Origin of the sequence: Actinocrispum sp. NPDC049592 (assembly GCF_040675465.1) — a bacterium.
Classification (GTDB): Bacteria; Actinomycetota; Actinomycetes; order Mycobacteriales; family Pseudonocardiaceae; genus Kibdelosporangium.
Genome location: NZ_JBFAPA010000001.1, coordinates 238,777 through 251,091, shown reverse-complemented (window position 1 = coordinate 251,091; position 12,315 = coordinate 238,777). Strand labels below are relative to the sequence as shown.

The 12,315-nt window shown below is 68.1% G+C and carries 13 protein-coding genes; 12 read left to right on the top strand and 1 reads right to left on the bottom strand.

All coding sequences use genetic code 11. The features are described 5' to 3' along the window. The first annotated feature begins 38 nt into the window (after nucleotides 1-38). Genes AB0J95_RS01160 through AB0J95_RS01145 form a run of 4 tightly spaced genes read left to right on the top strand, consistent with a single transcriptional unit; the run spans nucleotide 39 to nucleotide 3,141 of the window. Nucleotides 39-725, top strand: a complete 687-nt coding sequence (locus AB0J95_RS01160; protein ID WP_364750594.1) for an ABC transporter ATP-binding protein — start codon at nucleotides 39-41, stop codon at nucleotides 723-725. Then, entirely contained in the window at nucleotides 722-1,396 is a 675-nt protein-coding gene (locus tag AB0J95_RS01155) for an ABC-2 transporter permease (RefSeq protein WP_364750591.1), read from the top strand. The genes AB0J95_RS01160 and AB0J95_RS01155 overlap by 4 nt, the downstream gene beginning before the upstream one ends. 12 nt (nucleotides 1,397-1,408) lie before the next feature. Beyond that, nucleotides 1,409-2,539, top strand: a complete 1,131-nt coding sequence (locus tag AB0J95_RS01150) for a sensor histidine kinase (RefSeq protein WP_364750589.1) — start codon at nucleotides 1,409-1,411, stop codon at nucleotides 2,537-2,539. Next, on the top strand, nucleotides 2,536-3,141 hold the full coding sequence (locus tag AB0J95_RS01145) for a response regulator transcription factor (protein WP_364750586.1): 606 nt from the start codon (nucleotides 2,536-2,538) through the stop codon (nucleotides 3,139-3,141). The genes AB0J95_RS01150 and AB0J95_RS01145 overlap by 4 nt, the downstream gene beginning before the upstream one ends. Here AB0J95_RS01145 and AB0J95_RS01140 read toward each other — a convergent pair. Further along, nucleotides 3,138-3,875 (bottom strand): FadR/GntR family transcriptional regulator, encoded by a 738-nt coding sequence (locus tag AB0J95_RS01140; protein WP_364750584.1) that lies wholly within the window; start codon nucleotides 3,873-3,875, stop codon nucleotides 3,138-3,140. The genes AB0J95_RS01145 and AB0J95_RS01140 overlap by 4 nt on opposite strands. 72 nt (nucleotides 3,876-3,947) lie before the next feature. Between AB0J95_RS01140 and AB0J95_RS01135 the strand changes: the two genes are divergently transcribed. From AB0J95_RS01135 to AB0J95_RS01100, 8 genes are read left to right on the top strand one after another with little or no spacing between them, the layout of a single operon-like run. Then, entirely contained in the window at nucleotides 3,948-5,420 is a 1,473-nt protein-coding gene (locus tag AB0J95_RS01135) for an ABC transporter substrate-binding protein (RefSeq protein WP_364750581.1), read from the top strand. After that, complete coding sequence (locus AB0J95_RS01130) at nucleotides 5,420-6,364, top strand: ABC transporter permease (RefSeq protein ID WP_364750578.1); 945 nt, start codon at nucleotides 5,420-5,422, stop codon at nucleotides 6,362-6,364. The genes AB0J95_RS01135 and AB0J95_RS01130 overlap by 1 nt, the downstream gene beginning before the upstream one ends. Beyond that, entirely contained in the window at nucleotides 6,364-7,194 is an 831-nt protein-coding gene (locus tag AB0J95_RS01125) for an ABC transporter permease (protein WP_364750575.1), read from the top strand. The genes AB0J95_RS01130 and AB0J95_RS01125 overlap by 1 nt, the downstream gene beginning before the upstream one ends. Further along, the gene (locus AB0J95_RS01120; RefSeq protein WP_364750572.1) at nucleotides 7,191-7,961 is read left to right on the top strand and encodes an ABC transporter ATP-binding protein; all 771 of its coding nucleotides are present in this window, start codon (nucleotides 7,191-7,193) and stop codon (nucleotides 7,959-7,961) included. Before AB0J95_RS01125 ends, AB0J95_RS01120 begins: the two co-directional genes overlap by 4 nt. Next, complete coding sequence (locus AB0J95_RS01115) at nucleotides 7,958-8,722, top strand: ATP-binding cassette domain-containing protein (protein ID WP_364750569.1); 765 nt, start codon at nucleotides 7,958-7,960, stop codon at nucleotides 8,720-8,722. Before AB0J95_RS01120 ends, AB0J95_RS01115 begins: the two co-directional genes overlap by 4 nt. Next, nucleotides 8,719-10,152 (top strand): aldehyde dehydrogenase family protein, encoded by a 1,434-nt coding sequence (locus AB0J95_RS01110; protein WP_364753381.1) that lies wholly within the window; start codon nucleotides 8,719-8,721, stop codon nucleotides 10,150-10,152. The genes AB0J95_RS01115 and AB0J95_RS01110 overlap by 4 nt, the downstream gene beginning before the upstream one ends. Then, the gene (locus AB0J95_RS01105) at nucleotides 10,149-10,922 is read left to right on the top strand and encodes an SDR family oxidoreductase (protein WP_364750566.1); all 774 of its coding nucleotides are present in this window, start codon (nucleotides 10,149-10,151) and stop codon (nucleotides 10,920-10,922) included. The genes AB0J95_RS01110 and AB0J95_RS01105 overlap by 4 nt, the downstream gene beginning before the upstream one ends. Continuing rightward, complete coding sequence (locus AB0J95_RS01100; RefSeq protein ID WP_364750564.1) at nucleotides 10,922-12,301, top strand: amidase; 1,380 nt, start codon at nucleotides 10,922-10,924, stop codon at nucleotides 12,299-12,301. The genes AB0J95_RS01105 and AB0J95_RS01100 overlap by 1 nt, the downstream gene beginning before the upstream one ends. Nucleotides 12,302-12,315: the final 14 nt, after the last annotated feature.

Sequence of the window (12,315 nt, the reverse complement as noted above, 5' to 3'; positions counted from 1 at the left end):
ACTTACCCCATGACCTGCGGATTCCTACCGTTGAACGCATGGAGACGGTATTCGAGCGGGTGAGCTTCAGCTACGGGCGCACCCCGGCCCTCACCGAGGTCAGCTTCGCTGTGCCCGAGGGACAGACAGTCGCGCTGCTGGGCTCGAACGGGGCCGGTAAGTCGACAACAGTGGACCTGATGCTCGGCCTGCGCAAACCCGCGAAGGGCAAGGTCACCGTCCTGGGTGGACGGCCCGAGGACGCGGTCGCGAAAGGACGCGTCGGCGCGATGCTGCAGACCGGTGGCCTCCCGGCGGACGCGACCGTGACCGACGTGGTGGACCTCGCCCGAAGGCTGTACGGGAAACGCCGCAGCCTCAAGGAGTTGCTCGACCTCGCGGGTCTTACCGAGGTCGGCAACCGCAAGACGGACGCCTTGTCCGGCGGGCAGAAGCAGCGGGTGCGGTTCGCGGTCGCCATGGCCGGCCAGCCGGACCTGCTCTTCCTCGACGAACCCACGGTGGCCATGGATTTCCGTGCCCGCCGGCAGTTCTGGCAGGCGGTGAAGGCGCAGGGCAAGACCGTCGTGTTCGCCACGCACTACCTCGACGAGGCGGACGCGTACGCCGACCGCGTGATCGTGATCGACCGCGGCCGGGTGGTCGCCGAGGGCACGCCCGAGCAGATCAAGGGCGACGCCAACCTGGAAGACGCACTGCTGGAGCTGACGGAGGAAGGCCGATGACCGCGTTCGTGCGTTTCGAGGTCGTCCGGACCTTGCGCAACATCCGCTACCTGGCGTTCCTCGTGGTCATGCCGGTGGTGTTCTACCTGCTCTGGGGCCGCACCGGCGGGCCCGCCGCGATGGTCGCGATGTCGGTGTACGCGGCGTGCGGGGGAGCGTTGCTGGGCAGCGGGAACACGATCGCCGAGGACCGGTTCACCGGCTGGATCCGGCAGTTGCGGGTCACGCCGTTGAGCGACCGCGCCTGGCTCACCGGCAAGATCGTCCAAGGCGTGCTGACCGTCATCCCCGGTGTCCTGATCGTCAGCGTCGTCGCCGTCTTCACCGGACACGTCGAACTGGCAGCGACCAAGTGGCTGGGGCTCGCGGCGCTGTTCCTGCTGGGGTCGTTGCCGTTCGCGTTGATCGGCGTGTTCTTCGGGATGTTGTTCCGCGGCAAGACCGCCACGGTCGCGCTGATGCTCGTGTTCTTCGCGCTGATGTTCATCGGCGGCGTGATCGCGGGCAACACCACCATCCCCGGCGGCTCGGTCACCCCCACCTACAACCTGCTGGCGGCGGGCATTCAGATCTCGCAGGGTCAGCCGATCGGCGGCGGCTACCTGCTCAACCTGGGCGGATGGACTGCGCTGGCCGGCGTCGCGGTGCTGCTGCGGTGGCGCAGGGCGTAAACAATGGGCGACGTGACGGCGGAAGTGGATCTCGCGGACGACGACCGGGTACGGACGATGTGGAACCGCCGGCTGTGGTCGCGGTTCGTCCTGATGTACCTGGGAATGGCATCGTCGTCGGTGATCTACTTCTCCGGTCACCACCCGGTCTGGCAGATGGTGCTCGTGGTCGTCGCCGCGGTCGCCAGCGCGATCCTGGGGATGCGCACGACCTTCGACCTCACCCTCGGCAAGCTGTCCCGGCTGCCGTTCTGGCCCTCGTACTTCACGTTGCTCGTGCTGTGTCTCGGCTTGCCCGCCGTCGCCGGTTCGGAGTGGGCGTTCAACGCGGCCTGGCTCAGCGCGGCGACCGGCTGGCTCGGCGGCCGCTGGGTCGCCCTGCGGCTGCTCGGCATCGGCACCGTGCTCGGGCTGATCGCCGGGTGGCAGCACCAGGACAAGGCGCTCGTGCTGTGGCTCGCGCTGGTCGGCGTGATTGTCGGGTTCTTCACCTCGCAGGCCCGCACCCAGTTCGACATGTTCGCCGAACTGCAGGCCAGCAGGCGGGAACGGGCCCGGCTCGCCGTCGCCGACGAACGCGACCGGATCGCCCGTGACCTGCACGACCTGGTCGGGCACAGCCTGTCGGTGATCGCGGTGAAGACCGAGCTCGCCCGCAGGCTGGTGACCGCCGACCCGGAGCGCGCGGAGAACGAGCTGGCCGACATCGATACCGTGGTCCGGCGCGCCCTCGCCGAGGTGCGCCAGGCCGTCACCAACTACCGGCAGCCCACCCTGGCCGGCGAGCTGGCGTCCGCCCGGCGTGCCGCCGCCTCGGCCGGGATCGACTGCCGTGTCGACTCACCGGAGAGCTGGTCCCTGCCGCTGCCCGTCGATGGCGCGCTGGCCTGGACCGTCCGCGAAGGAGTGACCAACGTGCTGCGCCACAGCCGCGCCGCCACCTGCCGGATCCAACTGTCCATCGGCGGCGCGTCGGCTTCGCTGAAGATCGTCGACGACGGCACCGGCCCGACCGACCCGGACCACCGGGGCAACGGCCTCGTGGGCCTGACCGAACGCGTGCAGGCCCTCGGCGGCTCGCTGTCGTCGGGTGCTGCCGGTCCGGACGGCGGGTTCATCGTCCACGTGCAGGTTCCCGCATGATCAAGTTGCTGCTGGCCGAGGACCAGACCATGTTCCGGGGGGCGATGGCCACGTTGCTGGACCTCGAACCGGACCTCGAAGTCGTCGTGCAACTCAGCCGCGGCGACGAGGTCGTGGGTGCCGCGGAGGCGTTCCGCCCGGACATCGCCCTGCTCGACATCGAGATGCCGGGCATGGACGGCCTCGAAGCCGCCCGCCACCTCCGCACCCGGGTACCGGCCACCAAGGTCGTCATCCTCACCACCTTCGGCCGCCCCGGTTACCTCCGCTCGGCCGTCGACGCCGGTGTCGCGGGTTTCCTGCTCAAGGACGCGCCGGTCACCGAACTCGCGGTCGTCATCCGCCGGGTCGCCGCAGGTGAACGAGTCGTCGACCCCTCCCTGGCCTTGGCCGCGCTGAGCGAAGGCGCCAGCCCGCTGACCCCACGCGAGACCGAGGTCCTGGCCGCCGCCCGAGGCCACGGCACCATCGCCGAGATGGCCAAAGGCATGCACCTGTCCCCAGGCACGGTCCGCAACCACCTGTCCGCCGCGATCCAGAAGCTCGGCGCCCGAACTCGCGCCGAAGCCCTTCAGATCGCCGAATCCAAAGGCTGGCTCTAGTTCTCGAGCAGTGGGGTGAGCATGGCGCGGTCGGCCTCCGGGAGGTAAGAGGCGTAGCTGTCGTACAGCGCGCGGCGGGCCAGCTGCGAAGCCAGCGAACCGTTGCGCGCCCGCAAAGCCTCCAACACCTCGGTGTGGTGCTTCAGGTACCGAGTCATCAGCGCCTGCCGGTCAGTGGCGTGGGCCAGATGGTCCTCGATGAGGTCCAGGACAACCCCACGCACGACAGTGCTGCACACGATGATCATGGTGTTCTGGGTCGCGCGCGCGACGGCGTCGTGGAAGGCGACGTCGGCGTCGCTGAACGCGGTGTAGTCCGTGGCGGTGGTCATGGTGTCGAGGGCCGCGGAGATTTCCGCCAGCTGGGAAGCGGTGTGCAGCTGGGCGGCCAGTAAATACGCTGAGCCCTCCAGCAGCATCCGGAACTGCAGCAACTCGCCGAGGCTCATCGACGAGGTGCGGGCGAGGCGGGTCATCGACTTGTGCAGGGCGACGGGCGAGGCGGCGAGGACCAGCGGCCCGCGGGGGTCGCCCGCGCGGGACTGGATCATGCCGTTGGACTGCAGCACCCGCAGGGCCTCGCGGACGGTGGACCGCGACACGCCGAACTGGGTCATCAGGTCCCGTTCGCTGGGCAGGTGCGAGCCGGGCGGCAGCTGCCCGCCGAACACGGCGGCCTCTATCTGCTCGACCACCCGCTCATAAGCCCGGACCGGGCTGACCGGTGAGAACATCCCGACCGCTCCTCTTGACCAACGCGCCGGACCGGTGTCAGTCTACTGGTCAGACCAGCATACTAGGTGGTGATGCCAGTGCGGGTGCTCTTGGTGGCAGTCGCCCTGGTGGCTGCTTGCTCCGCCGGTCAGACGGCCGCCACGCCCAATGACACGAGCGCCATCTCGATCGGGTTCACCGCGGAGCCGGCCAACCTCGACTTCACCCGTACCGATGGTGCCGCGATTCCGCAGGCTCTGCTGACCAACGTGTACGAGGGCCTGGTCAAACTCGACACCCAGGGCAGGATCGTGCCGTTGCTGGCCAAGAGCTGGACAGTCAGCGCGGACCGGAAGACCTACGACTTCGAGCTGCAACCGAACGTCACGTTCACCAACAACCAGCCGTTCACCGCGAGTGACGTGAAGTTCTCCATCGAACGCGTGAAGACCGCGTGGACGATCTCGCTCAAGTCCAAAATGGACGTCGTGGACCGGGTGGAGGTCGTCGATCCCACGCATGCCCGGGTCGTCCTCAAGCGTCCGAGCAACAACTGGCTGTTCGACATGACCACCCGGGTCGGCGCGATGTTCAGCCAGTCCGGAGTGGCCGATCTGGCGAACACGCCGGTCGGCACCGGGCCGTACATGTTCTCCAGCCGTAAGCGCGGCGACTCGATCGTGTTGCGCGCCAACCCGGACTACTGGGGCAGGAAACCCGCCTACGCCACTGTGTACCTGAAGTACTTCAAGGACCCGACCGCGCTCAACAACGCCTTGCTGAGCAACGGGATCGACGTGATCTCGGCGATCACCACCCCGGACTCGGTCGGCCAGTTCGAGACCGACACCCGGTTCACCGTGCTGCAGGGCACGACGAACTCCGAGGTCACGCTGGCGTTCAACAACGCCAGGCCGCCGCTGGACGACAAGAACATCCGCCAGGCGCTGATGTACGCGATCGACCGGAAGGCCGTGATGTCCACGGTCGCCGCGGACCGGGGAACGCTGATCGGCAGCATGGTCCCGCCGACCGATCCCTGGTACGAGGATCTGTCCACTGTGTACTCGTACAACCCGGGCAAGGCCGCGGAGATCCTGGCCGGCCGCAACCTCCGGCTGCGCCTGCGGATCCCGAACCTGCAGTACGCCGTGTCGGCGGCGCAAGTCGTCGCGTCCCAGCTCAACGACGTCGGTGTCTCGGTGAGCATCGAGCCCCTGGACTTCCCGGCGGTCTGGCTCAAGCAGGTGTTCACCGACCACGACTACGACATGTCGATCATCCAGCACGTCGAGCCCCGGGACATCGTCACCTTCGGCAACCCCAAGTACTACTGGGGGTACAACAACCCGAAGGTCCAGGAACTGATCACCCAGGGCGACTCCGGCACGCCGGACCAGCAGATCACCGCCATGAAAGAGGTCGCGCGCACGATCAACGCGGACGCGGCGGCCGACTGGCTGTTCCTGTTCCCGAACATCGTGGCGGCCAAGAAGAAGGTCACCGGACTGACCCAGAACCAGGTGTCCGAGTCGTTCGACCTGACCGGGCTGGGGCGTGCGTGATGGCGCTGCGCATCCTCCGCCGGACCGCGATCTTCGTCGTCAGCGTGGCGGTGGCCTCGATCGCCGTGTTCCTGTTCATGGCCGTACTGCCCGGCGACCCGGCGCAGGTCGCGTTGGGCGTCAACGCGACTCCAGAGCTGCTGGCCCAGACCAGGCACGAGTTCGGCATCGACCGTCCACTCACGACTCAGTACCTGGACTGGATGCGCGGTGTGGTCACCGGCGACTTCGGCCGTTCGTATGTGACGCGTGACCTGATCGGGCCGCAGCTCGTCGACCGGCTTGGCGTGACGTTGTGGCTGGTCGGTGCGGGGATGGTGGTCGCGCTGATCGTGGCGATCCCGTTCGGTTCGTTCGCCGCGGTCCGCCACCGCAAGGCCAGCGGCACCTTGATCTCCGGCCTGTCCCAGCTGGGTGTTGCCATTCCGGCGTTCCTGGCCGGGATCCTGCTCGTCCAGTTGTTCGCCGTGCAGTGGAAGCTGTTGCCTTCCGGCGGTTGGACGCCGCCGAACCAGAACTTCGGCGAGTTCGTCCGTGGTCTGATCCTGCCCGCGTCGTCGCTCGGTCTGGTGCAAGGCGCTGTGCTGACAAGGTATGTGCGCTCGGCCGTGCTGGACACGTTGAACGAGGACTATTTGCGCACCGCCCGGGCGAAAGGTCTCAGACCTGGCCAGGCGCTACGGCGTCACGGTCTGCGAAATGCCGCTGTGCCGGTGGTGACTGTGCTGGGTCTGCAGCTGACGACGTTGCTCATCGGCGCGGTGGTGGTCGAGCGCGTGTTCGTGTTGCCTGGCCTGGGAAGCATGCTGCTGGACTCGGTTGCGGCCCGTGATCTGCTGACAGTGCAGGGGATCGTGCTGGTCCTTGTGGTGGCCGCGTTGCTGGTCAACTTCGTGGTCGACCTGTTGTACACGGTGATCGACCCACGGTTGCGGAGGTCCTGATGGTCACCACCGAGACCCGCCGCCGCACGCCGACCCTCGTGGTGGGAACGATCCTGGTCGTGCTGGTGGTGCTCGCCGCGCTGGTTTCGTTCATCTGGACGCCGCACGACGCCCTGCGCGTCGACGCCTCGATCCGGTTGATGGGCCCGTCCGGCGACTACCTGCTGGGGACGGACAAGTTCGGCCGGGACATGGTCAGCCAGATCATGGTCGGCGCCCGCACCACGCTGTATGTCGGCATCGTCGCGGTCGGCGTGGCCGCGCTGATCGGGACGCCGTTGGGGATCCTGGCCGGGATGACCCGCTGGCTCGGTGAGTTCATCATGCGGGTCAACGACCTGGTGCTGGCGTTCCCGGCGCTGTTGCTGGCGATCATGTTCGGCGCGGTGTTCGGGGCGAGCACGCTGACCGCGATGATCGCGATCGGCATCGCGACCGTGCCGTCGTTCGCGCGGATCGCCAGATCCGGGACCCTGCAGGTGATGAGCACCGAGTACGTGCTCGCGGCCCGAGCGGCCGGCCGCCGGGGTCTGCGGATCGCGGTCCGGCACGTGCTGCCGAACATCTCCGGGCTGCTGATCGTCCAGGGCTCGGTGTCCTTCGCGATCGCCGTGCTGTCCGAGGCGGCCTTGTCTTTCCTCGGTTTCGGCACCCGGCCACCGACACCGTCATGGGGCCGGATGCTCCAGGAGTCGCAGGAACTGCTTGCCGTGCAACCAAGGCTGGCGCTCGTGCCGGGCGTGGCCATCGCGATCGCCGTGCTGGGCTTCAACCTGCTCGGCGACGGGCTGCGAGACCGGCTCGACCCGAAACTGGCAGGCCGCCGATGACCGTGCTGACCGTGGAGAACCTGGGAGTGTCCAGTGGGGACACCCACCTGGTCGATCATGTGTCCTTCGAGATCGGTCAAGGGGAGCGGGTCGGGCTGATCGGCGAGTCCGGTTCCGGCAAGACGCTCACCGCGGCGGCCGTGATGGGCCTGCTGTCCGATGAACTGACCGCGTCGGGCTCGGTTCTGTTCGGTAACAAGGAGATCCTGGGCGCGCGGGAACGGGATTTGGCGCGGCTGCGCGGCCGGGACATGGCCATGGTGTTCCAGGAGCCGATGACCGCGCTCAACCCGACCATGCAGGTGGGCAAGCAGGTCGCCGAGGTCATGCTGATCCACCGGACCCAGCGCGACCGGCGTTCGGCCCGGGCCGCCGCGGTCGAACTCCTCGAGCTGGTCAGGCTCCCGGAACCGCGCCGGGCCGCGAAGGCCTACCCGCACCAGCTTTCCGGCGGTCAGCGGCAGCGGGTGATGCTCGCGATGGCCCTGGCGAACAACCCGTCCTTGCTCATCTGCGACGAGCCTACGACGGCGCTGGATGTCACTGTCCAGAAGCAGATCCTGGAGCTGATCGTCGCCGGGACAAGGGGGTCGGCGCTGCTGTTCATCACGCACGATCTGGCGGTGGTCGCGTCGGTGTGTGACCGCGTGCTTGTCATGTACGAAGGGCGGATCGTCGAAGGCGGGCTCGTCCAGGACGTGTTCACCGCACCCAGACACCGTTACACCCAACAGTTGCTGACGTTCTCGGAACTGGGGACGGCATGATCGAGGTCAACAACCTGCATCGGACCTACCGCCGCAACGTGCACGCCCTGAAAGGCGTGACCTTCACGGTGAACGCGGGGCAGCGGTTCGGGATCGTCGGCGAGTCCGGCTCCGGGAAGTCCACCTTGGTCCGGTTGCTGGCCGCGCTGGACCGCCCGACCGGCGGCCTGATCCGGTTCCGTGGCACCAGGATCGACACCCTGCCGGAGCGCAAGCTCAAGTTCCTGCGCAACGACCTGCAGATCGTGTTCCAGGACCCGATGGGCTCGCTGGACCCGCGGATGCGCGTCAAGGACATCATCTGTGAACCGCTGGACCGCGACTACGACCGCAGCGAACGCCTGCGCGAGCTGCTGGATGCCGTTGGCCTGCCCCAGAACGCGGCCACGCGTTACCCGCACCAGTTCTCCGGCGGTCAACGGCAACGGATCTCGATCGCGCGGGCTTTGGCGCCGTATCCCAAGGTTCTCGTGGCGGACGAGCCGGTGAGCGCGCTGGATGTGTCGGTCCGGGCGCAGATCCTCAACCTGCTGGACGAACTCGTGGAGCGGTATGACCTCACGCTCGTCTTCGTCTCGCACGACCTCGCGGTGGTCCGGCGGGTGTGTGACACGGTCGCCGTGATGCGGCGTGGACAGATCGTCGAAATCGGTGACGTGGAACAGATCTACCGCTACCCGAACCATCCCTACACACGCGAACTGATCGCGGCGGTGCCGACGCTGCAGGGCGCGCTCGCGCGGTTCCAGGGAGGATCCTGATGTCCCACCCAGCCGGACTCCCGATCGGTCCGAAGTGGATCGAGACCGGCACCGAGCCCGTGACGTTCCCGTACGACGGCAGCGTTGTGGCCGAAGCCCCGGTCGGCACGAAAGAACTGGCCAGGCTGGCGATCGACGAAGCCGTTGCGGTCAAGGCCGAGGTCGCGGCTCTGCCTTCCCGGATCCGCCGGGACATCCTGACGTCGGCTGGCCGTGCTTTGGCAGCCCACCGCGAGGAGTTCGAACAACTCCTGGTCGCGGAGACGGGCAAACCCCTGGTGGACTGCAAGGTCGAGGTGGCCCGGACTCTGGTCACCCTGCAGGCGGCCGCCGAGGAAGTGGCGCGGCTGCACGGGGAGACCGTTCCGCTCGACCTGCTGCCGTCCGGGGATGGGCTGGTGGGGTTCTGGACCCGGCGGCCGATCGGTGTGGTGGTGGGGATCGCCGGGTTCAACTACCCGTTGCTGTTGGCGGCGCACAAGATCGCGCCCTCGATCGCCGCGGGCTGCCCGGTGGTGTGCAAGCCCGCTCCCGCAACGCCTTTGGCGACCCTGTGGCTGGCCCACCTGCTCCGCGAGGCCCCGGTCGAGGCCGGCGCGCCGGAAGCGATCGTCCAGGTGGTCACCGGGGACGCCGAGGTCGGGTCGACGCTCGTCACCGATCCGCGCGTGGGTGCGGTGTCCTTCACCGGTTCGGCCGCGGTCGGTCACCAGATCGCTCGGGATGCCGCTCCCCGGAAGACCTTGCTGGAACTGGGTTCCAACGCGGCGCTCGTCGTCGCCGCCGACGCCGATCTCGCGGCAGCGGCCGATGCCGTGCTGCGCGGCGGGTTCTATGCCTCGGGGCAGGCGTGCATCTCGGTCCAGCGGGTGATCGTCGTGGACTCGGTCGCCGAGGAATTCACGACTCTGCTTAAGACTCGTATGAAGGAAGTGGTCGTTGGGGATCCGCGAGACCCGGCGACCCGGGTCTCGGCGTTGATCGACGGCAGATCGACAGCACGGGTGCTGCAGTGGGTCGAGAACGCCGTTTCCGCTGGGGCGCGGGTCATCGCGGGCGGCGGCAGCGAAAGTGGCGTAATCATGCCAACCGTCCTGGCCGATGTGCCGGATGGCGCACCCTGCTGGGACGAGGAGGTCTTCGGGCCGGTGGTCTGCATACGCACGGTGTCCACTGTGGAAGACGCCTTCGCGGTGGTCAACAACTCCCGTTATGGCCTGCACGCCTCGGTGTTCACGCGGTCGCTGGAGACCGCTTTCCGTGCGTTGGACGTGCTGGAAGTCGGTGGTGTGGTGGTGAACGAGGTGCCCGGGTTCCGGTCGGACACGATGCCCTACGGCGGGGTGAAGGACTCCGGTGTGGGCCGGGAAGGCCCCCGGTTCGCCGTCGAGGAGCTGACGGTGACGAGAATGGCGGTGATCCGGCCGTGAACGACTACCGTGAACTGTTCCGTTTGGACGGTCGCCGCGCTATCGTGCTCGGTGCCGGTAGTGGGATCGGCCGCGAGTCCGCGTACGCGTTGGCAGCCCACGGGGCGACCGTCGTCTGTGCCGATGTGAACCTTCCCGCTGCGCGGGAAACGGCGTCCGCGATCGACGCCGAGGCTCGCGAGGTCAACGTCCTGGACACCGAGGGGGTCCAGGAACTGGCCGCCGGGCTCGGCGTGATCGACGTGGTCGTGCTGACGGCCGCGATGAACGTGCGTAAGCGCCTGCTTGACTACAGCCGCGCGGAGTTCGACAAGGTGGTGGCGCTCAACCTGGGCGCCACCTTCGACGTGGTGCGGGCGTTCGGCGCGGGCATGGTCGAGCGCGGCCGGGGCAGCATCATCGGCTTCTCCTCGATTCGTGGTTCGGTGGTCGAACCAGGGCAAAGCGTCTACGCGGCCACCAAAGCCGGGCTGGTGCAACTGTTGCGGACCGCGGCGGCGGAGTTCGGCCCGTCCGGGGTACGGGTGAACGCGATCGCGCCCGGGGTGGTGGAGACGCCACTGACCGCGCAGATCAAGTCGGATCCCGAGTGGTACCAGGCATATGCGGACAAGGGCGCGCTCGGCCGGTGGGCGCAGCCGTCCGAGATGGCCGGCGCGGTGGTGTACCTCGCCTCGGACGCCTCGAGTTTCGTGACAGGCGCGGTGCTGGCCGTCGACGGTGGCTGGACCGCTGTGGACGGCCGGTTCGACCCGCCGGGAGGGGCATGATGACCGATCTCACCGAACTGACCGCAGTGGAGCTGCTCGCCGGGTACCGGTCGGGTGACCTGTCGCCGGTCGAGGTGGCCGAGGCCGTGCTGGCCCGGATCGAGGCCCGCGAACCGGTGCTCAAGGCGTTCTACACGCACGATCCCGCCGAGGTGCGGTCGGCGGCCAAGGAGTCGGAGCAGCGCTGGCGATCCGGAAGTCCACAAGGGACTTTGGATGGCGTTCCGGTGACCATCAAGGAAAACGTGGCCACCGAGGGCACGCCCGTCCCACTGGGCACCGCCGCCACCGACCTGACGCCTGCATCGCAGGACGCGCCTGCCGCGGCCCGGATCCGGGAGTCCGGCGCGGTGCTGCTCGGCAAGACGACCATGCCCGACTACGGAATGCTCACTTCCGGCCTGTCGAGCTTTCACGAAGCCTCCCGCAACCCGTGGGACACCAACCGAACCCCCGGCGGTTCGAGCGCGGGCGCCGGTGCCGCGGCCGCCGCCGGCTACGGCCCGTTGCACATCGGGACCGACATCGGCGGCTCGATCCGGTTGCCCGCGGCCTTCTGCGGGCTGGTCGGGTTGAAGCCGAGTTTCGGCCGGGTGCCGGTGAACCCGCCGTACATCGGGCGGGTCGTGGGTCCGATGACCAGAACCGTTGCGGACACCGCGTTGCTGATGAGCGTTCTGTCCCAACCGGACAGTCGCGACCACATGAGCCTGCCGCCCAGTGACATCCCTTGGCAGTCCTTGGACTTCTCGGCCGAGGGAGTGCGGATCGGGCTGCACCTCGACGCCGGTGTGGGCCTGGACGTCGAGCCGGAGATCAGGAAGGCCGTGACCGACGCCGCCGAGCTGTTCGAGGGCGCGGTCGTCGAACCGGTGGATCCCTTTGTCACCAGGGAGATGCTCAACGGTCTGGACCTGTTCTGGCGGACCCGTCTGTGGTCGGATCTCGTTGCCCTGCCGGAGGAGCGCCGGTCCCGGGTGCTGCCGTACATCCTGGAATGGGCCCGTGGCGGCGCTTCGACTTCCGGCGTCGACGTCTACCGCGGGTTCTCACAGATCGACGCGATGACGGTGGCGGCTTTGCGCGCCACCGAGCCGTTCGACTTCGTGCTTTCGCCGACCTCCCCGGTCTCGGCGTTCCCGGCGGACTGGGCGTCGCCGGTGAACGATCCGGCGAGACCGTTCGAGCACATCGGGTTCACCGTGCCGTACAACATGTCCGGCCAGCCGTCGGTGTCGATCAACGCCGGGTTCACCGCCGAGGGACAGCCGATCGGGCTGCAGATCACCGGGCGGCGGTTCGACGACCTCGGCGTGCTGCGGATGGCCGCGTTGTTCGAGAAGGTCAGGCCAAAACAAGCGCGGTTGCTTGCTTCCTGACCGAGTGGCAGTCT

Bases quoted from the DNA above. Each gene is read 5' to 3' on its own strand.
- AB0J95_RS01160 (WP_364750594.1), top strand. From the start codon at position 39: ATGGAGACGGTATTCGAGCGGGTGAGCTTCAGCTACGGGCGCACCCCG.
- AB0J95_RS01155 (WP_364750591.1), top strand. From the start codon at position 722: ATGACCGCGTTCGTGCGTTTCGAGGTCGTCCGGACCTTGCGCAACATC.
- AB0J95_RS01145 (WP_364750586.1), top strand. From the start codon at position 2,536: ATGATCAAGTTGCTGCTGGCCGAGGACCAGACCATGTTCCGGGGGGCG.
- AB0J95_RS01140 (WP_364750584.1), bottom strand. From the start codon at position 3,875: ATGTTCTCACCGGTCAGCCCGGTCCGGGCTTATGAGCGGGTGGTCGAG.
- AB0J95_RS01135 (WP_364750581.1), top strand. From the start codon at position 3,948: ATGCCAGTGCGGGTGCTCTTGGTGGCAGTCGCCCTGGTGGCTGCTTGC.
- AB0J95_RS01130 (WP_364750578.1), top strand. From the start codon at position 5,420: ATGGCGCTGCGCATCCTCCGCCGGACCGCGATCTTCGTCGTCAGCGTG.
- AB0J95_RS01125 (WP_364750575.1), top strand. From the start codon at position 6,364: ATGGTCACCACCGAGACCCGCCGCCGCACGCCGACCCTCGTGGTGGGA.
- AB0J95_RS01120 (WP_364750572.1), top strand. From the start codon at position 7,191: ATGACCGTGCTGACCGTGGAGAACCTGGGAGTGTCCAGTGGGGACACC.
- AB0J95_RS01115 (WP_364750569.1), top strand. From the start codon at position 7,958: ATGATCGAGGTCAACAACCTGCATCGGACCTACCGCCGCAACGTGCAC.
- AB0J95_RS01100 (WP_364750564.1), top strand. From the start codon at position 10,922: ATGACCGATCTCACCGAACTGACCGCAGTGGAGCTGCTCGCCGGGTAC.